The organism is Actinophytocola glycyrrhizae, from assembly GCF_042653545.1.
Lineage (GTDB): Bacteria > Actinomycetota > Actinomycetes > Mycobacteriales > Pseudonocardiaceae > Actinophytocola > Actinophytocola glycyrrhizae.
Genome location: NZ_JBHSIS010000003.1, coordinates 335,350 through 352,852, shown reverse-complemented (window position 1 = coordinate 352,852; position 17,503 = coordinate 335,350). Strand labels below are relative to the sequence as shown.

The 17,503-nt window shown below is 70.4% G+C and carries 19 protein-coding genes; 3 read left to right on the top strand and 16 right to left on the bottom strand.

Features of this window, described 5'->3' with window-relative positions; all coding sequences use genetic code 11:
- Positions 1–26: 26 nt before the first annotated feature.
- From trpS to ACFPCV_RS07745, 8 genes are all read right to left on the bottom strand, one after another.
- A complete protein-coding gene (gene trpS / locus ACFPCV_RS07780) occupies positions 27–1,046 on the bottom strand; it encodes a tryptophan--tRNA ligase (RefSeq protein ID WP_378055361.1) in 1,020 nt (339 codons plus the stop codon).
- A gap of 258 nt (positions 1,047–1,304) precedes the next feature.
- Positions 1,305–1,565: a hypothetical protein gene (locus ACFPCV_RS07775; protein WP_378055360.1), complete on the bottom strand. Its 261-nt coding sequence runs from the start codon at positions 1,563–1,565 to the stop codon at positions 1,305–1,307.
- 178 nt (positions 1,566–1,743) lie between these two features.
- Positions 1,744–2,397 (bottom strand): HD domain-containing protein, encoded by a 654-nt coding sequence (locus tag ACFPCV_RS07770; RefSeq protein ID WP_378055359.1) that lies wholly within the window; start codon positions 2,395–2,397, stop codon positions 1,744–1,746.
- 380 nt (positions 2,398–2,777) lie between these two features.
- A complete protein-coding gene (locus ACFPCV_RS07765; protein WP_378055358.1) occupies positions 2,778–3,116 on the bottom strand; it encodes an SH3 domain-containing protein in 339 nt (112 codons plus the stop codon).
- Positions 3,117–3,299: 183 nt separating this feature from the next.
- Positions 3,300–4,523, bottom strand: coding sequence for an NADP-dependent isocitrate dehydrogenase (locus tag ACFPCV_RS07760; RefSeq protein WP_378055357.1), 1,224 nt, complete (start codon positions 4,521–4,523; stop codon positions 3,300–3,302).
- Between the two features lie 89 nt (positions 4,524–4,612).
- Positions 4,613–5,752, bottom strand: coding sequence for a serine hydrolase domain-containing protein (locus tag ACFPCV_RS07755; RefSeq protein ID WP_378055356.1), 1,140 nt, complete (start codon positions 5,750–5,752; stop codon positions 4,613–4,615).
- 75 nt (positions 5,753–5,827) lie between these two features.
- Complete coding sequence (locus tag ACFPCV_RS07750) at positions 5,828–6,388, bottom strand: GNAT family N-acetyltransferase (protein ID WP_378055355.1); 561 nt, start codon at positions 6,386–6,388, stop codon at positions 5,828–5,830.
- Positions 6,389–6,398: 10 nt separating this feature from the next.
- Positions 6,399–6,923, bottom strand: a complete 525-nt coding sequence (locus tag ACFPCV_RS07745) for a hypothetical protein (RefSeq protein WP_378055354.1) — start codon at positions 6,921–6,923, stop codon at positions 6,399–6,401.
- 130 nt (positions 6,924–7,053) lie between these two features.
- On the opposite strand from ACFPCV_RS07745, the gene ACFPCV_RS07740 reads away from it, so the two are divergent.
- Positions 7,054–7,617, top strand: a complete 564-nt coding sequence (locus tag ACFPCV_RS07740; protein WP_378055353.1) for an HhH-GPD-type base excision DNA repair protein — start codon at positions 7,054–7,056, stop codon at positions 7,615–7,617.
- 28 nt (positions 7,618–7,645) lie between these two features.
- On the opposite strand, the gene ACFPCV_RS07735 is transcribed toward ACFPCV_RS07740, so the two are convergent.
- From ACFPCV_RS07735 to ACFPCV_RS07725, 3 genes are all read right to left on the bottom strand, one after another.
- On the bottom strand, positions 7,646–8,356 hold the full coding sequence (locus ACFPCV_RS07735) for a DUF6882 domain-containing protein (RefSeq protein WP_378055352.1): 711 nt from the start codon (positions 8,354–8,356) through the stop codon (positions 7,646–7,648).
- Between the two features lie 81 nt (positions 8,357–8,437).
- On the bottom strand, positions 8,438–9,295 hold the full coding sequence (locus ACFPCV_RS07730) for an SAM-dependent methyltransferase (RefSeq protein ID WP_378055351.1): 858 nt from the start codon (positions 9,293–9,295) through the stop codon (positions 8,438–8,440).
- 315 nt (positions 9,296–9,610) lie between these two features.
- Positions 9,611–10,267, bottom strand: a complete 657-nt coding sequence (locus ACFPCV_RS07725; RefSeq protein ID WP_378055350.1) for a spermine/spermidine synthase domain-containing protein — start codon at positions 10,265–10,267, stop codon at positions 9,611–9,613.
- Between the two features lie 48 nt (positions 10,268–10,315).
- On the opposite strand from ACFPCV_RS07725, the gene ACFPCV_RS07720 reads away from it, so the two are divergent.
- Complete coding sequence (locus ACFPCV_RS07720) at positions 10,316–10,510, top strand: DUF1918 domain-containing protein (protein WP_378055349.1); 195 nt, start codon at positions 10,316–10,318, stop codon at positions 10,508–10,510.
- Positions 10,511–10,591: 81 nt separating this feature from the next.
- On the opposite strand, the gene ACFPCV_RS07715 is transcribed toward ACFPCV_RS07720, so the two are convergent.
- The 5 genes from ACFPCV_RS07715 to ACFPCV_RS07695 all read right to left on the bottom strand — a co-directional run bounded on the left by ACFPCV_RS07715 (position 10,592) and on the right by ACFPCV_RS07695 (position 14,730).
- Positions 10,592–10,993, bottom strand: coding sequence for an SsgA family sporulation/cell division regulator (locus tag ACFPCV_RS07715; protein WP_378055348.1), 402 nt, complete (start codon positions 10,991–10,993; stop codon positions 10,592–10,594).
- A gap of 149 nt (positions 10,994–11,142) precedes the next feature.
- Entirely contained in the window at positions 11,143–12,126 is a 984-nt protein-coding gene (locus ACFPCV_RS07710; protein WP_378055347.1) for a malate dehydrogenase, read from the bottom strand.
- 419 nt (positions 12,127–12,545) lie between these two features.
- A complete protein-coding gene (locus ACFPCV_RS07705) occupies positions 12,546–12,788 on the bottom strand; it encodes a DUF3017 domain-containing protein (RefSeq protein WP_378055727.1) in 243 nt (80 codons plus the stop codon).
- Positions 12,789–12,838: 50 nt separating this feature from the next.
- Entirely contained in the window at positions 12,839–13,684 is an 846-nt protein-coding gene (locus ACFPCV_RS07700; protein WP_378055346.1) for a bifunctional methylenetetrahydrofolate dehydrogenase/methenyltetrahydrofolate cyclohydrolase, read from the bottom strand.
- A 44-nt stretch (positions 13,685–13,728) separates the two neighbouring features.
- Positions 13,729–14,730 (bottom strand): DMT family transporter, encoded by a 1,002-nt coding sequence (locus tag ACFPCV_RS07695; protein WP_378055345.1) that lies wholly within the window; start codon positions 14,728–14,730, stop codon positions 13,729–13,731.
- Positions 14,731–14,826: 96 nt separating this feature from the next.
- Here ACFPCV_RS07695 and ACFPCV_RS07690 point away from each other — a divergent pair, with 96 nt between their 5' ends.
- Complete coding sequence (locus ACFPCV_RS07690; RefSeq protein WP_378055344.1) at positions 14,827–17,364, top strand: TNT domain-containing protein; 2,538 nt, start codon at positions 14,827–14,829, stop codon at positions 17,362–17,364.
- The last annotated feature ends 139 nt before the right edge of the window (positions 17,365–17,503 follow it).

The window sequence follows — 17,503 nt, the reverse complement described above, 5'->3', positions numbered from 1 at the left end:
GGCCGTGTCCGCAGGACGGGACGGCGTCACGCGGGTGCCAGTAGGCCCAGCTTGTCGTAGGTGCGGGCCAGGGTCCGCGACGCCGCCTCGCGCGCCTGCTCGGCGCCCCGCGACAGGATCTTGTCCAGCTCGGCGGTGTCGTCGAGATAGGACTTCACGCGGGCCTGGACGGGCGTCACGAACTCCACGAGCGCCTCGGCGACGTCCTTCTTCAGGTCGCCGTAGCCCTTGCCCGCGTAGTCGTCCTGCAGGTCGGTGGCGGTGCGGCCGGTGAACGCCGACAGGATCGCCAGCAGGTTGGACACGCCCGGCTTGCGCTCCGGGTCGTACACGATCTCCCGCTCGGTGTCGGTGACCGCGGACCGGATCTTCTTCGCCGACACCATCGGGTCGTCGAGCAGCTCCACGATGCCGCTCGGCGAGGACGCGGACTTGCTCATCTTCGCGCCAGGGTCCTGCAGGTCGTAGATCTTGGCGGCGTCCTTGAGGATGTAGGGCTCCGGCAGCGTGAACGTGCGGCCGAACCGGGTGTTGAAGCGCTGCGCGAGGTCGCGGGTCAGCTCGAGGTGCTGGCGCTGGTCCTCACCGACCGGCACGTGGTTGGCCTGGTAGCACAGGATGTCCGCGGCCTGCAGCGACGGGTAGCCGAACAGCCCGAGCGTGATCCGGTCCTGTGCCTGCTTCGCGGACTTGTCCTTGAACTGCGTCATGCGGCTGGCCTCGCCGAACCCGGTGAGGCACTGCATGACCCAGCCGAGCTGCGCGTGCTCCGGCACGTGGCTCTGCACGAACAGCGTCGCGCGGTCGGGGTCGATGCCGAGCGCCAGCAGCTGCGCGGCGGACACGCGGGTGCGCTTGCGGAGCAGCTTGGGATCGTGCTCGACCGTGATCGCGTGCAGGTCGACCACGCAGTAGAACGTCTCGTGCGTCTCCTGTAGCGCCACCCACTGGCGCACCGCACCGAGGTAGTTGCCGAGGTGGAACGAGTCGGCCGTCGGCTGGATCCCGGACAGGACTCGGGGGCGACGTTCTTGCGTTTCCGGCACGACTCGATTCTCCCAGAGCCCGCCGCCGTGGCCGCCGGCCCCCTCGAACCACGCTACGGACACCACCGACACCGGAGCGACGCTCAGGCACCACCCGGGCCGGGTTGTCCACAGGTGGTGCGGCTGACCACAGCCAGCGGTTCGACTGCCCGGAACCGTCACCCCAGCCCCGTACGCCGGCAACCGGGGGCCGGAGGCCAACGCAGCCAGGTCCAGCGGTCAGCGGAAGCGCCAGGCCACCACTCAGGTGCCCAAAGCTCAGGCGGCTGCCTTGTCGACGGGCTCCGGCTCGATGACGGCGGCCCGCGGCGTCGCGAGGACGGCAGCGGCCGCGATGCGGCGGTGGTGTCGCACCAGGCCGGTCACGAGACCGCCAAGGCCGACCACGACGGCCGCGATGCCGACCGGGCCGATGGGGAACTGCATGTTGGACGCCGCCACACCGTCCGCGGTGCTCGCGCTCGCCACGATCGCGCCGGTCACCAGAGCGACCGGCACCAGGGCCAGGACCACACTCACCCGAACCAGCTTGGCGAGCGCCAAGACAACCCGGTTGCGCACTGGTGCGCCTCCTGCGTTCGTCACCGTCAGGTACCCCCCGTTTGGGGGGCCAGAGATCGGGAACCCTACACACGGTGGCGTGTAGTTAGCCCGATCGGTACGTCGCGGGAGAGTAGACCCCTTCTGGCGCCGACGATCAGTCGGGTCCGGCAGCCACCGCCTGACCAGCGGCGACCCATCCGTTGCGTTCCGCGCCGGCGATGAGGGCCGCCATCGCCTCTCCCAATGCGGTAGACGCGGCACCGATGTGCTCGGTTCTGTTCCGCACGACATCCGCGGTGACACCCGGTGTCCGCCAGGTGCCGCCACCGGCCATCCAGTTCAGCAGGTTCGGCTCCAACCGGTCGATGGCCTTGGCGAACCGGGCCTCCGGCGTCCTGTGCTCCTCGAACTCGTCCCACAGCGCGCGGAACTCGACGGCCTGGTCGTCCGGCAGCAGCCCGAACAGCCTGCCCGCGGCGGCCAGCTCGCGTTCGGCCTGGTCCACGCGCAGTTCGTCGTCGTAGATCGGTGTGTCACCGGCGTAGATCTCGACGAGGTCGTGCACGACGACCAGCCGGATGGTGTGCCCGACGTCGATGGGCTCGTCCGCGTACTCGGCCAGCACCGGCACCATCAGCGCGAGGTGCCACGAGTGCTCGGCGTCGTTCTCCCGGCGGTCGACGGCCGCGAGGGGCGAGGCCCTCAGCACGGTCTTGAGGCGGTCCACCTCGATCAGGAAGGCCAGCTGCTGCCCGAGCCGCCCGTCGATGGGCAGCGGCCGGTGCTCGACAAGCAAGGGTTCGTCCACGCCGCGACCATTCCATTCACCCGGACGGGCGAGCAAGCCGGTTAGGCTGGCCCATCGTGAAGGTCACCACGCTCGGCAGTTGCGCCGCCGGCCGGAGCCGGGGCGGGCCTGTGCGGGTTCCTCGTCGAGCACGCCGGGTTCCGCTGTTCTGTCCGCCCGGTGGCCGTTCGAGCTGACAGGCGTCGAGCTGCCCACCACGTGACCAACGTCGGTGTCCGGCTGCGCACGCCGAACAAGACGATCCCACACGGGCGACACCGGGCCGTCGGAGCGGCTCGCGGAACTGGACCACGCCGCCGACCACGGCGGACGGTGCCCTGCCGTCAACGGGCCGATCCGACGCGACCAGCACACGACGACCGACCGCCCACTCACACCAACTAGCAGGTGGTCCCGTCGAGCGGGCGGAGGAAGTCCTCCGACGCCCAACGACCCTCGTCCAGCTTGCGGAAGTTGTTCCGCACCTCGATCGAGGCGTCCGCCTCCTCGCCCGCCGCCAGCTCGTCGACCACGTTGGCCGGGTCGATGGCTGGCGCGGACCGGACCCGCACCCCGTCCGCGGTCGAGACCATCCGGCACGCCGACGTCTCACTGGACGCTGGCGCACCGTCCCGTCCCTGCTCACGACGCTGGTCGGCGCCCTGCACGTACAGCAACCCGACACCGCCGAGCAGCACGAGAGCGACCAACGTCCGCTTGCCGCTCCACTTGATCTTCACCGGCACCGCTCCTCAACGCGCGGAGACTTCCCGACCTGTATAACGCAGGGCCTTCGAGAATCAAATGACGAACGGTGGGAACCACCCGCCCGAAGCAGCGGCGCGACGGCGCCGCCACGCTCCGTGAAAACGAGAGCCACGCCCACACGGAGTGCGTGGGCGTGGCTCTCGAACAGCGTCCGATCAGGCCGAGGCCATCTTCTTCTGCAGGTTCTCGTCCAGCGTCGCGAGGAACTCCTCGGTGGTCTGGAACTCCTGGTCCTTGCTGATCAGCAGGGCCAGGTCCTTGGTCATCCTGCCGCTCTCGACGGTCTCCACGACGACCTGCTCCAGCGCGTCGGCGAAGCCGGTGACCTCGGGGGTCGAGTCCAGCTTGCCGCGGTGGGCGAGGCCACGGGTCCACGCGTAGATGGACGCGATCGGGTTGGTCGAGGTCGGCTTGCCCGCCTGGTGCTGGCGGTAGTGCCGGGTGACCGTGCCGTGCGCGGCCTCGGCCTCGACGGTCCTGCCGTCCGGCGTCATCAGCACCGAGGTCATGAGCCCCAGCGAGCCGAAGCCCTGGGCGACGGTGTCGGACTGGACGTCACCATCGTAGTTCTTGCACGCCCAGACGTAGCCGCCCTCCCACTTCATGGCCGCGGCGACCATGTCGTCGATCAGGCGGTGCTCGTAGGTCAGGCCCTTGGCGTCGAAGTCGGCCTTGAACTCCTCGTCGAAGATGCGCTGGAAGATGTCCTTGAACGCACCGTCGTAGGCCTTGAGGATGGTGTTCTTGGTCGACATGTAGACCGGGTACTCGCGCTGCAGGCCGTAGGCGAACGAGGCGCGGGCGAAGTCCTCGATGGACTTGTTGAAGTTGTACATGCCCAGCGCGACACCGCCCCCCTCCGGGTAGTTCGCGACGACGTGCTGGATCGGCTCGGAGCCGTCGGCCGGGGTGAACGTGATGGTCAGCTCACCTGCGCCGGGCACCTTGAAGTTGGTGGCCTTGTACTGGTCACCGTGGGCGTGCCTGCCGATGATGATCGGCTTGGTCCAGCCCGGCACCAGCCGCGGGATGTTCGAGATGATGATCGGCTCGCGGAACACCACGCCGCCGAGGATGTTGCGGATCGTGCCGTTGGGCGAGACCCACATCTTCTTCAGCCCGAACTCCTCGACCCGCGCCTCGTCCGGCGTGATCGTGGCGCACTTCACACCGACGCCATGGCGCTTGATGGCGTTGGCGGAGTCGATGGTGACCTGGTCGTCGGTCGCGTCCCGGTGCTCGATGCCCAGGTCGTAGTACTCCAGGTTGACGTCCAGGTACGGGTGGATCAGCTTTTCCTTGATGAACTGCCAGATGATGCGGGTCATCTCGTCGCCGTCGAGCTCGACGACCGTCCCCTGGACCTTGATCTTGGCCATGTGCCGGGATGCTCCTCTCCGCGTCTTCGGTGCGCGCGTGCAGGTCTGTTCAGCCCCCGCAAACGGTACACGCGTACTGCTAACCCCGCTCAGGCGAGGCCCGACACCGCCGCGATGATCTTCTGCGAGACCACGGGCTGCTCGCTGCCGCCCATGTGCAGTGTGTTGACGGAGAAGACGACGCGCCTCCCGAGATCCCTGGTGGCGGCCATGCCACTGTTGTAGCCGGGACGGTCCCCGGTCTTGCCCCAGAACACGATGTCGCCGACGGGCAGCCGCGCGATGCCGTGGCCGAGGTAGGCGTCCTGGTCGCTGTTGTGGACCTTGACGTCGGGGATCCGGAACAGCAGCGCGGTCTGCGCCCGTGGCAGGAGCTTCCCGGACAGCAGCGCGGTGAGGAACCGGTCGAGGTCGGGCGCGTTGGAGATCATTTCGGCGGCGGCCCACTGGTAGGTCGGGTTGGCCGCCGTGATGTCGGTGTACGTGCCGTCGTGCTCCTCGTAGCCACGCGCGTGGGGACCGCGGATCCTGGTGTCGGTGCCGGGAACGCTGGTGGCGGACAGGTGCAGCGGGCGGATGACACCGTCGCGGATCGCGTCACCGTACGGGCGGCCGGTGACCTCCTCGATGACCGCGCCGAGGACCAGGTAGTCGATGTTGCCGTACTTCTGCGCGCTGCCGGGGTGGAACAGCATCTCCTTGACCGTGCCGTCCTCGCGGTGGAAAGCGAGGTCGAACAACTGGCGGGGCGTCCAGGTGTCGAACCGGTGCCGGAGGAACCAGACGGGGTCCTTGTGGTCGATGTCCATGCCGGGCAGGCCGGAGGTGTAGGTGAGCAGGTGGTCGATGGTGATGGGCGGGTACCCGGCCGGCAGCAGGTCCGGCGCGTAGGACTGCACGGTACGGCGCGGGTCGAGCTTGCGTTTCGCGACGAGCTGCAGCGCCGCGGTGGCGGTGAACGTCTTGGTCATGCTGCCGATGCGGAACCGGCCGTTCACCGGGACCTTCTGTCCGGTGTGGACGTTCGCGACACCGGAGGTGCCCTGCCATTCGCCGTCGCGGCCGCGGACCTGGAGTAGCGCGCCACTGGCCTCGGCGTCCGGCAGCCCGGCGATGGCCGCTTCGAGGTCGGCGGGTTTCAGCGGCGGCCGGGAGTCGGCGCCTGCCGGTGCGACGAGCAGCGCGAGCCCCGCGGACCCGGCGACAGCGATCGTAACGAGTCGTCTCATGCCGGAAGCTTTGCGGGAAAAGGGATCCCCGCCATCAGGGCTGAACCCCGGAATAACCCTCAGGGTGCGCGGCCGTCATGGCCGTGCCTGCCACTCCTGCGCCAGCATGGCGTAGACGACCTCGTCGGCCCATTCGCCCTTCACGAGCTCGTTCTTCACGAAGTGGGCTTCCTTGCGCATGCCGAGCCGCTCCATCAGCTTCCCCGACGCGGTGTTCCTGGCGTCGGCGCGGCCGATGATCCGGTGCAGCCCCAGCTGTTCGAACCCCATCCGCAGCACCTCCGTCGCGGCCTCCCGCGCGTACCCGTGGCCGTGGTGGCGCGGGTCGAAGATGAACCCCAGCTCACCGCTGCCGTGCTCGGCCGACAGCCAGCCCAGGTTCACCTCCCCCACCAGCTCGCCGGTCTCCCGGTGCTCGACGGCGAACACGACACCGTCGCCTTCCTTCTCGATCGTCGGGTGTTCGACGCGGTGCTTCAGCGACCGCGCGGCCTGCTCACGCGTCATCGCCTCCCACAACAGGAAGCGGGCCACTTCCGGAAGGCTCTGGTAGGCGTGCAGGGCGTCGAGATCGGACTCGGTGAACGTGCGGAGGACCAGCCGTGCGGTCCTGATCGGGTAATCGGGTTCGAGCACGTCCGCCAAACTACGCGACCCGGCGCGTGCGGCCCCACGGTTTCAGCACCGAAAGGACCGCGCTCGTCACGTACATCGCCGTCGACACGAGACCGGCCGCCAGCATGTCCAGCGCCAGCGGGCCCGTGTCGGCCAGCCGGTCGGCCGGGGTGCCTGCCATCAGCCGCGACAGTTCGGCGAGCCCCGGCAGCAGCGACAGCGGGATCAGCACGACGGCGACGACCGTCAGCACCAGCTTCACCAGCACCCACCGGTACCGGACCAGACCCCACCTGGTGTGGAGCCCGAGCAGCACACCGGAGACCAACGCCAGCAGGCTCACGGGGATCAGCAGCGTCCCGCCGATCAGGTGCATCGCGCCGAACGCCGTGTGCTGCGTGCCGGGATCGTCGGTGACGAGGCCGGTGATCGCGAGCGTCAGGTTCCCGACGTTGAGGCCGAGCCACCCGACGGAGACGACGATGTGCAGCGACAGCAGCAGCTTGAACGTCGTCGGGGTCAGCCTTCTGGTGGCACGCGCGGCGGTGGCGGTCATGCCCATCATGGTCGGTTCGCGCGGCCGCTGTGTCGTCGGCGTGCGCGCGACAATCGCGGTGCGCCCGCCGGGGTAGCGCACCGGCCGTGGCTACTCCTCGCGACGTAGGCTGACGTGCCATGATGTCGCCATGGCGATCTGGCTGACCACCGACTCCGAGGCGAACGAGCTGCTCGAGCGCGACCCGTTGGCCCTCCTCATCGGGATGCTGCTGGACCAGCAGATCACGATCGAGACCGCGTTCGCCGGCCCGAAGAAGATCCTCGACCGCGTCGGCTCGCTCGACGCGCGGGTGATCGCCGAGTACGACCAGGAGAAGTTCGCGGCGCTGTGCTCCACCCCGCCCGCGATCCACCGCTTCCCCGGCTCGATGGCCAAGCGCGTCCAGGCGCTGTGCCAGGGCCTGGTCGACGAGTACGACGGCAGCGCGGAAGCGCTGTGGACGGCCGGCAGGCCGAACGGCGCCGAGGTGCTGAGGCGGCTCAAGGCGCTGCCCGGCTTCGGCGAGATCAAGGCGCAGATCTTCCTCGCCCTGCTCGGCAAGCAACGCGGTCTGACGGCGACGGGCTGGAAGAAGGCGGCCGGCGAGTTCGGCAGGAAGGGCACGCACCTGTCGGTGGCGGACATCACCGACCAGGAGAGCCTGCTCGAAGTGCGCGCGTACAAGAAGCGGATGAAGGCGGCGAAGGCCTGACCCGTCATGTCAGCCATGACCCGGGAACCTACTGTCGTGTGGCACCACGCATGTCGACGGTCATGGCCGCCACCCGGCCGTGCTCGTCGAAGGCCGTGGTCACGGCGAAGGCCGGGCCCTCGATGTGCATCTGGGTCTCGTTCTCCCGCAGCCGCAGGCCGCGGTTGCGGGCGTAGGAGCGGAACCCTCGGCGCTGGTCGTGGAACCGCAGCTCCGCGATGCCCTGCTGCAGCACGCGGGACACACGCGGCCCCTCGGGCGCGGGCAGCACGAACGAGGGGTGCTCGATCAGCATGCCGACGCGCGTGCCACCGCCGACCGGGCCCTGGTAGCCGGTCCACCGCCGCGTGACCGCCTTCGCGGCCTCCGTCATCAGCGACACGACGTGCCCTGGCTCGGTCGGCGACCCGGGCAGGTCGTCGAACGGGACCTCTGGCCTGGCGAGCTCGGCGATGCCGTGTTCAACGCCGAAGTCGCGCAGCTGCTCGGCGAGCCACGTGACCTCCGGGTGGTACCCGGTGGGATTCGCCCACGACCACAGCCAGGAGCGCGGGCCGGGCGCCGCGCTGCCGAGCAGGTGCACGGCCGACGCGGTCAGCGGCCTGTCACCGCCGAAACCGAACCTCGGGACGGCGAGGTCGACCTCCCACGGCGGCGTCCCGACGGTGTCCATCAGGTGGAGCTGGTGTTCGAGCGACAGCAGCGCGGCGTCGTCCTGCAGATCGAGAAAGGTCGGCACGGCGGCGACGGTACCGGCCCGCGCAGCCCTGATGGTGGCGGACGGGATGGCAGGCAGCCCCGACCAGCGGACCCAGCAGTGTCAGGGTTTGCGGCCCACCGCAGCCGCGCTGCATTCCTCCACCGGGCTCAGCGGGCGCAGGCGCGGGCCGTCCGGCCACCAGAGGTCCGACAGGTCGAAGTCGGCGGGCTTGCCGGGCCCAGGAGGGACGATCTCCAGGCCGGGCAGGAACTCGCGCAGTTGTGCCTTCGTGCGGAAGCGGCCGGAACCCATGGGGCTGTGGATGAACACGTCCTCCATGCGGCGCGCCAGTTCGCTGCGTTCCGGGGTCTCCGGGTCGAGGAAGTGCGAGATCGCGACGAACGAACCGGACGGCAGCGCGTCGACGTACTCCTGCATCAGCTCGCCGCCGTTCTCCGCCGTGTAGTGGTGGAGGGTGCCCACATGCAGCAGGCCGATCGGCTTCGAGAAGTCCAGGTACTTGCGCACGGTCGGGTTCTGCAGCACGTCCTGCGGCTGGAAGATGTCCGCCGCGACGAAGTGGGTGAAGTCGTTGTCCTCCAACAGGGCTTCGCCGTGGGCGATGACGACCGGGTCGTTGTCGACGTAGACGACCCTGGCCTCCGGGTCGATGCGCTGGGCGATCTGGTGGGTGTTCTCGGCGGTCGGCAGGCCGGAGCCGCAGTCGAGGAACTGGCGGATGCCGCCCTGGTCGGTGAGGAACCGGACGGCCCTGGTCAGGAAGTTCCGGTTCGACCACGCGAGGTCCCGCGCCTCGGGGGCGACCCGCTGCACCTTGTGGAAGACCTCGCGGTCGATCGCGTAGTTGTCCTTGCCGCCAAGGAACGCGTCGTAGACGCGAGCGATGCTCGCCCTGGTCGGGTCCACCCCGACCGGAACCATGCTCGGCGCTTCGTACTTGGCCGCCGTGTCGGACATTCCAAACCTCACAGGCAGAGGGACTCGTGGGACCGGATCAGAGTAGCGACGCCCGGCACGCTGGTAAACGCAGGAGTGGATCTTGAAAACAACCTGTGAACGCCCGTGCATCTGCACCTGCGCTGGTGAGCACCTCGCGCTGAACACCCCGCTTTGCTTTGCGGCAGCAGAGAAAGTCACCCGTTCGGTCTAGCAACCCCAGCGGGAGAGCCCAATGGCGCCGCCGGATGGTACTGCCGCGGCGTGGTCCGGTGCGGTCGGCGTCGAAGCATCGCACCTCCAGGGCTCACCCGCGTGATCGTGGCGCACCCACCCTCAGTCACCGCTGCCCGATCTCGATCTGGTCACCAGGAACACGAGGTCGGGCTCGCCGCGGGGCACCGGGATCTCGAGGGTCTCGACCGGCCCGTACCGCTCCGCGAGCGCGGCGGCGAACGCGGGCGCGCGGCCGGCGCTCCACACCGCCAGCACCCCGCCGGGAGCCAGCGCGTCGTCGATCATCGCGAGCCCCGCCCGGCCGTACAGCGACGCGTTGCCGTCGTCGACTGTCCACTCAGGACCGTTGTCGATGTCCAGGCACAGCGCGCCGAACCGGCCCGCGGCCGGCAGCCACGCGAGGAGGTCGTCCCGCACCACCCGCACGCGCGGGTCGGCGAGCACGCCCGCGTTGCCGAGCACGGTCCGGTTCCAGTCGAGAACCGCCGCCTCCCGCTCGACCACGACGATCGAGCCGACCCTCGGGTGGTCGAGCGCCTCCCGCAGCGAGAACCCGACGCCGAGACCGCCGATCAGCATCGTCGCGCCAGCCGGCATGCGGTCCGCGGCGGCGGCGACCATCAGCCGCTCCGACTCGCCGTTCCGGGTGTCCATCAGGAACACGCCGTTCGCGATGATCTCGTGGTGCGGGCCCACCCGCCGCAGCACCAACTCGCCGCACACACCTTCGACACGCGCCAGAACCTCGGAGACCACCCGGACAGCCTAGAAGCGAACCCGGCGAAACGGATTTACCCTGGGGGCATGCAGGCCGCAACCGGCGACCGGCTGCACGTGCACGGTCGCACCGTAGGTAACCCGGACCAGATCGCCGAGATCATCGAAGTGCGCGGAGAAGGCGGCGCGCCGCCCTACCTCGTCCGCTACCCGGACGGCCGCGAGGGCCTCGTCTTCCCCGGGCCGGACTGCGTGGTGGAGACCGCGTCATCCGGGGAGTGACCCCGGCGGGACACCATGAGCGGTGTGCCAAGGACCGTCCAGGTTCCCTGGGCACACCGCCCGTGGTTCGACCGCGCCCGGTCAGACCCTGGTGAGCTCGTCGATCAACGCGTCGACGTCGAAGTGCTCGTCCTCGCTGCCGAGCGGGACCAGCTCCTCGGTCGCGTCGAGGAAGTCGGCGACCGACTGGTGGTCCAGTTCGAGCAGGGCGTAGCCCTCCGGCGACTCGATCTCGACGACCAGCATGTTCAGCTCGCGCTCCTCGAGCGGCCGGAACCGGACGTCGCCGAAACCGGCGGACTCGGTCAGGCCCGCGACGAGCAGGTCACGGGAGAACACCCATTCCACCCAGCGGTCCCGTTCGGTCTGGAACGCGGCGACCACCGTGTACGGGTGGTCGGCGCGGTAGGACCAGCGGGCACGGACCGGCGTGGTGCCGTCGTACAACGCGACGAGCTCTGCGTGAACAGCTTCTGTGGTCATCTCTGGCCCTCCTCCTCGATCGCCACCGGGTGTGGGTCGGTCGAGGGTGAGATGCGAGCGAGGGCCGAATCTGACGAACAAGGCGCGATGTTCACGCCATCAGGTATGACCGGGGCCACAGGCGTAACGCGTGACCTGCGGTTTTACCTTCAGATGAGGCCGAGGCCCCGCACGGCGTCGCGCTCCTCGGACAGCTCCTGGACCGAGGCGTCGATGCGCTCGCGGGAGAAGTCGTCGATCTCCAGGCCCTGGATGATCTCCCACCTGCCCTCGGCGCAGCGGACCGGGAACGACGAGATCAGGCCCTCCGGGACGCCGTAGGAGCCGTCGGAGACCACCGCCATGGAGGTCCAGTCGGTGCCGTTCACCCAGTCGTGGACGTGGTCGATGGCGGCGTTCGCGGCGGAGGCGGCCGAGGACGCGCCCCTGGCCTCGATGATCGCGGCGCCCCGCTTGGCGACGGTCGGGATGAAGGTGTCCTTCAGCCACTCGTCGTCGTTCACGGCGGCCGCGGCGCTCTGGCCACCCACCTCGGCGTGGAACAGGTCCGGGTACTGGGTCGCGGAGTGGTTGCCCCAGATCGTCATCCTGGCGATGTCGGTGACCGAGACGGAGAGCTTCGCGGCGAGCTGCGACAGCGCGCGGTTGTGGTCCAGGCGCGTCATGGCGGTGAACCGCTCGGCAGGCACGTCGGGTGCGTGCGACTGGGCGATCAGCGCGTTGGTGTTGGCCGGGTTGCCGACCACCAGGACCCGCACGTCGTCGGCCGCGCCCGCGTTGATGGCCTCGCCCTGCGGCTTGAAGATGCCGCCGTTGGCCTCGAGCAGGTCACCGCGCTCCATGCCCTTGGTGCGGGGCCGGGCGCCGACCAGCAGCGCGACGTTCACACCGTCGAACGCGCGCTTCGGGTCGTCGGTGATGTCGATGCCCGAGAGCAGCGGGAACGCGCAGTCGTCGAGTTCCATGGCGGTGCCCTCGGCGGCCTTCAGCGCCGGGGGGATCTCCAGCAGAGACAGCCGGACGGGCGTGTCCGGCCCGAGGAGCTGCCCGGAGGCGATGCGGAACAGCAGTGCGTAACCGATCTGGCCGGCGGCACCGGTGACGGTGACCTTGACGGCAGCCTTGCTTGCCACGGGGAAGATCCTCCCGAATACGAAGAGAAAAACCGGTGCGGCGAGGCTACCAAGGCACCACGTTTGCGCGGGTCACGCGGGTGTCGGGAACGACACAGATCACTTGATGGATCTAGATGTGCCACCGTCGGGGTTGCGCAGGCAGGCGCCCGCTTCGCGGGCCCGGGGCGCGGGCCGGGCGCGGAGCGCCCTGGTTTGGGCGCCGTGAAAGGCGCGTTGACGGCATTGGCAATGCCCTGAAAGGCGCGTTCAGGGCGCTCAGCGCCGTGAACGGCCCATTGACGGCACTCGATATGCCGTGAACGCGCCTTTCACGGCATCGACCCAGCCCCGTCGAGCGCTCGCAGGTGTGGGGGTCGTGCCTGAGGACGGGTCCGTACACCAAAGCCACTTCACATGATCTTCACGGAGTCGATCGTCTAGTTGCCCAGCGGGCCGCCTTCGATGGTCATCGCCACGAAGATCATGCAGGCGCCGAACGCCGAGTAGGTCAGCACGTCGACGCCGCGGCCGCGGATCATGATCAGCCCGGCCTGCTCGTCGTTCAGCAGCGCGCGCAGGCCGGCCGCGAGGAACAGGGCGACGCCGATCAGCACCGTGCCCTGCCGCCAGTGGTAGAGCACGATCCGGAACAGGCCGAGCGCCACCACCGCCAGCACCATGCCGAACGGCAGGTGTGCCAGCACCGGGTGCCTGCGGCGGTGGGGGGTGCTCACGACCGCTCCGCCGCCAGCACCGTGTTGGTCAGCAGCATCGCGATGGTCATGGGGCCGACACCGCCGGGCATCGGGGCCAGCCAGCCCGCCACCTCGCGCACGCCGGGGTGGACGTCGCCGACCAGGCCCTCGTCGGTGCGGGTGATGCCAACGTCCAGCACGGCGGCCCCCGGCTTGACCATGTCCGGCGTGATCAGTGCCGGGTTGCCCGCCGCCGCGATGACGATGTCGGCGCGGCGGACCTCGGCGGTCAGGTCCTTCGTGCCGGTGTGGCACAGGGTCACGGTCGCGTTCTCCGAGCGGCGGGTCAGCAGCAGGCCCAGCGGGCGGCCCACCGTCACGCCCCTGCCGACGACCGTCACGTTCGCGCCGGCCAGCGGCACGTCGTAGCGCTTCAGCAGCTCGATGATGCCGACCGGCGTGCACGGCAGCGGGCCCGTCTCGCCGAGGACCAGCTTGCCGAGGTTCATGGGGTGCAGGCCGTCGGAGTCCTTCTCCGGGTCGACCCGCGCCAGCGCGGCGCCCGCGTCGAGGTGGCCGGGCAGCGGCAGCTGGATGAGGTAGCCGGTGCAGGCCGGGTCGGCGTTCAGCTCGTCGATGACCTCGTGCAGCTGCGCCTGCGTGGTGTGCGCGGGCAGGTCACGGCGGATCGAGGTGATGCCGATCTTGGCGCACGCGTTGTGCTTGCCCCGGACGTAGGAGTGCGAGCCGGCGTCGTCGCCGACCAGCACGGTGCCGAGGCCGGGTACCACGCCCCGGGCCGCGAGCGCCCGCACGCGCACGCGCAGGTCCTCGAAGATCGCGTTTCGGGTGGCCTTGCCGTCCAGGATCGTCGCGGTCACGGGCCCCATCCTCTCACCGAGCGGAGCTTGCGGAGCGACCAGTACTACCGAGCGGAGCTCGCGGAGCGAGGAGCGGGACCGGGCCGGGTGCGGATGGCGGCGATGCCGACCGCGACCATCGTGAGCGCGATGCCGACCAGGCTCGTGACGGAGAGCGTGGCGCCCTCGGCCGGGACGATCAGGTCCAGCAGGACTGCACCGATCAGCTGACCCGCGACCGACGACAGGCCGAGCAGCAGCACGCCGGTCAGCCGCACGGCCGTCACGGCGGTCATGATCGCGACGATGCCCAGCGTGCCGCCGGTGTAGAGCCACCACTGAGTGGGTAAGGACTCCGGCAGGCCGTTGACGACCACGTCGACTCCGGCCGCCACCAGGAGTGCGGAGGTGCCGACGAGGAAGTTCACGATCGTGGGCACGACGACGTTGTCGGCGGCGGCGCGGACCTGTCCGTTCACCGCCGACTGCCACGCGAGCCCCAGTCCCGCTACTGCTGGTAGCAGGGCCCACCAAAGTCCACCCGGATCAGTGACGACCCCGTGGTCGGACACCGAAACGATCACCGCGATCACAGCGAGTGCCGCCCCGGCCGCTCTGGGGAGTGTGATGGGCGCAGGGCCGCCCGGCCCGAGCCCGGCGCGGTCGACCGGGAGGCTGGAGACGACCTGACCTGCGACAACGGCGACCGTGAAGACCGCGACACCGAGGATCGAGACCGTCAGACCCTGGGTGGTCACGAGGAACGCACCACAGGTGCCGCCGAGTAGCTGCCACGGGCGTAGTGCCATCGTCCGAAGGGCATGTAGCAAACGGCCTACCCCCGCACGGGCCCCTGGCAGTATCGGCAGGGCCGCGAGCAGCAGGACAGACCCCACGGAGAAGGAGATCAGAGCAGCGAGAACCCCGTCGTGCAGCTGATAGCCGAGCTGGCCGTTGATGCGGCCTTGTACGGCCAACCCCACCCCGCCGAGAGCAGCCAGCGCGGCACCCGCCGCGCGCAGCCGGGCGGTGGGGTGGTGTGCTGAGGAGAGAGCGGGCGTCGTCACGTGTCGTCATCCTCGTTCACGCGGCCTTGCGAGTGCCACGAGGGCCAGGTAGAAGCAGGCTGGGACGCCGACCGAAGGACAAGGGAAGATGTCACCGTGGCACAACCGACCCAGCTAACCCCGACCGAGCAGGACGCCCTGGTCAAGCAGATAGGGCTGGCGATGCTGCGCGTCGCCCCCGAGGACTGGGAGCAGCTCACCGTCGACTACCGCGCGGTCGGCCGTTACGCCGAGTCGACCGGCCTGGTCACCTACTCCGACGGCGGCACCGAGCCGTGGACGATGCCTGCCGACCTGCAGGGTCTGTTCGCACGGCTGCGGGCCGGGATGTACCGGGAAGGGCGCGGGACCTGGTTCAACGCCCGCTACAAGCTCGACCACCCGTCGAGCTACAACCTCGAGTACGACCGCGAGGAGCCGACCTGGGACGCCCCGCCGCCGCCCCAGGCCTACCCGGACGACATGCGGCTGTTCCCCCGTACGGACGACAACGTGCCGGAGTGGTTGCGGCGCAGGCTCGCCACGGCGCCACCGCCCCCTGGGCCACCGCCGGGCACCCCGATGCCGGACCGCGCGCCCGGGCCGCCGCGGTTCCGCGTGGCCAGGATCTTCGACGGCCCCGGTGAGGACGGCCGCCCGTCGGTGAACCGGCCACAGGTCGACGAGATGGACATCCAGGACATTCTGGACTACCTGGACAACGGGCCTCTGGTCGGGCCTGCCCGCGGCTACGACATCGACCGGCTCGACCCCAACGGCCAGCAGTCGGTGCCGGTCGCGTTCCACACCGACGGCACGTGGATCTGGCCCGCCGCGGTGAACTACTACCTGCGCGAGCACGACGTGGCACCGGAGCCGGACCTGGTGGAGCACATCCGCCGGATGCGCTTCCAGCTGCCGCCGGTCGACGACCAGACCCGCGCTGCGGCGCAGCAGTTCCTCGGCCCGCCGCCACCGGGGCCGCGCCCGGGGCCGCCGCCCGCACCGGCCCCGACCCGTGCCATGCCGGTACCGGCACCGGTCCCCGCGCCGAAGATGCCGCCTGCGACGCCACCGCGTGCCGCGCTGCCGTCGCAGGGACCCGCGTCGGCCGAGATCGACCACCTGCGCACCCGGCTCGACGACCTGGACGTGCCGGAGACGGCGTACCGGATCGGCAAGCCCGCCGGGCGCGGCTGGACGATGGAGCAGACGGACGAGGGCTGGCGTGTCGGCTGGCACGACCAGGACTGGGTCGCACCCGCGGTGTTCGAGGACGTCGCGGACGCGTCGGCGTTCCTGCTCGGCAAGCTGATGCTGGACACCGACCGGTGGGCCGCCGGGCCGAAGAACCCGGAGCTGCCGCCGCTGCCCCCGCCACCACCGGACCACGGCTTCGAACCGCCCGCGCCAGCCGCGGACTACGAACCGATGTCCGCGCCGATGGAGGAGTTCACACCGGGCGGTGGCCGGGAGGCCGCTGCCGCCGGTTCGGGCCGTGATTTCGCCTCGGCAGGCGCGGGCCGCGACTTCGGTGGCCCCGGCGCCGGTCGCGACTTCGGCGCACCGAACGACTTCGCCTCGGCGGGTGCCGGGCGCAACGACTTCGGCGGGCCCGGCGCGGGCCGCGACGCCGGATCGGAGCGGGACTTCGGCTCGCCGGGCGACTTCGCGTCGACCGGCTCCGGGCAGAACGGCGGCCGGGACTTCGGCTCGCACGCGGCGGGCAGGAACGACTTCGCCCCACCGGACACCGGGCAGGACGACTTCGGCGGCACCGGACCGGGCCGCGACTTCGGCTCGCCAGGCGACTTCGCGTCGACCGGCTCCGGGCAGAACGGCGGTCGCGACTTCGCCGCGCCAGGTGACTTCGTGCCGGGCGGGTCCGGGCAGAACGGCGGCCGCGACTTCGGCTCGCACGCGGCGGGCAGGAACGACTTCGCCCCACCGGACACCGGGCAGGACGACTTCGGCGGCACCGGACCGGGCCGCGACTTCGCCGCGCCGGGCGCCGGGCAGGACGAGTTCAGCAGCAACGACTTCGGCGGCCGCGACGAGTTCGGGACGAGGATCGTCGGCCCGCCGCCGGGGACGCCCGGTTTCACGCCGCCGTCGCCGTCGGGGCCGGTCGGGCCGCCGCCGGGCACACCGGGGTTCAGCCCGCCACCCGGCACGCCGCCGCGTGGGGAGCCCGCGCACACCATGGCGATGGAACCGCCGTCGCCGCCGCGTGGCGAGCAGCAGGCCACGGTGCTCGCGCCGCGGCCGACCAACGGCGCAGCCTCGGCCCCACCGGGGTCGGAGTGGCCGATCACACCGCTGCCGGGTGAGCCACCGCTCACGCTGTTCCGCGGCAAGCGGATGATCGAGCTGGAGCCCGGCGCCGAGTTCGACCGCTTCGGCGACGACGACGGCAACCTCGTGTACGCGGTGGGCACGCCGTTCACCGAGCGGTCGTTGGTGCCCGAGTGGGTGGACCGGCCTTACCACGTGTACCGCGTACGCCAGCCGGTGCAGGTGCTGACCGGAGCCGCGATCCCGTGGTTCGACCAGCCCGGCGGCGGCACGGCCTACCTGCTGCCGGACGCCGTCGGCGAGCTGGTCGCGCACGGCGCGATCGTGGAGGTCGACAGCGGGGAGCCACCGCGGTCGTGAGGACCGGAACGGGGTGGCGGTTCGGGGTTGACCCGCCACCCCGTTTCACGTCCCCAGGCGGCCGTGCCTGGCCAGCCACCGCGCGTACACCTCCTGCCGCGCCGGGTCCTTGTGCCAGTAGCATCCGGTCGCGCGGGCG

Excerpts from the sequence above, each read along its gene's own strand:
- ACFPCV_RS07760 (WP_378055357.1), bottom strand. The coding sequence starts at position 4,523 with ATGGCCAAGATCAAGGTCCAGGGGACGGTCGTCGAGCTCGACGGCGAC.
- ACFPCV_RS07755 (WP_378055356.1), bottom strand. The coding sequence starts at position 5,752 with ATGAGACGACTCGTTACGATCGCTGTCGCCGGGTCCGCGGGGCTCGCG.
- ACFPCV_RS07745 (WP_378055354.1), bottom strand. The coding sequence starts at position 6,923 with ATGACCGCCACCGCCGCGCGTGCCACCAGAAGGCTGACCCCGACGACG.
- ACFPCV_RS07740 (WP_378055353.1), top strand. The coding sequence starts at position 7,054 with ATGGCGATCTGGCTGACCACCGACTCCGAGGCGAACGAGCTGCTCGAG.
- ACFPCV_RS07730 (WP_378055351.1), bottom strand. The coding sequence starts at position 9,295 with ATGTCCGACACGGCGGCCAAGTACGAAGCGCCGAGCATGGTTCCGGTC.
- ACFPCV_RS07720 (WP_378055349.1), top strand. The coding sequence starts at position 10,316 with ATGCAGGCCGCAACCGGCGACCGGCTGCACGTGCACGGTCGCACCGTA.
- ACFPCV_RS07715 (WP_378055348.1), bottom strand. The coding sequence starts at position 10,993 with ATGACCACAGAAGCTGTTCACGCAGAGCTCGTCGCGTTGTACGACGGC.
- ACFPCV_RS07705 (WP_378055727.1), bottom strand. The coding sequence starts at position 12,788 with ATGGTGCTGGCGGTGGTGGCGCTCGGCCTGTTCCGGATCGTGCTCTAC.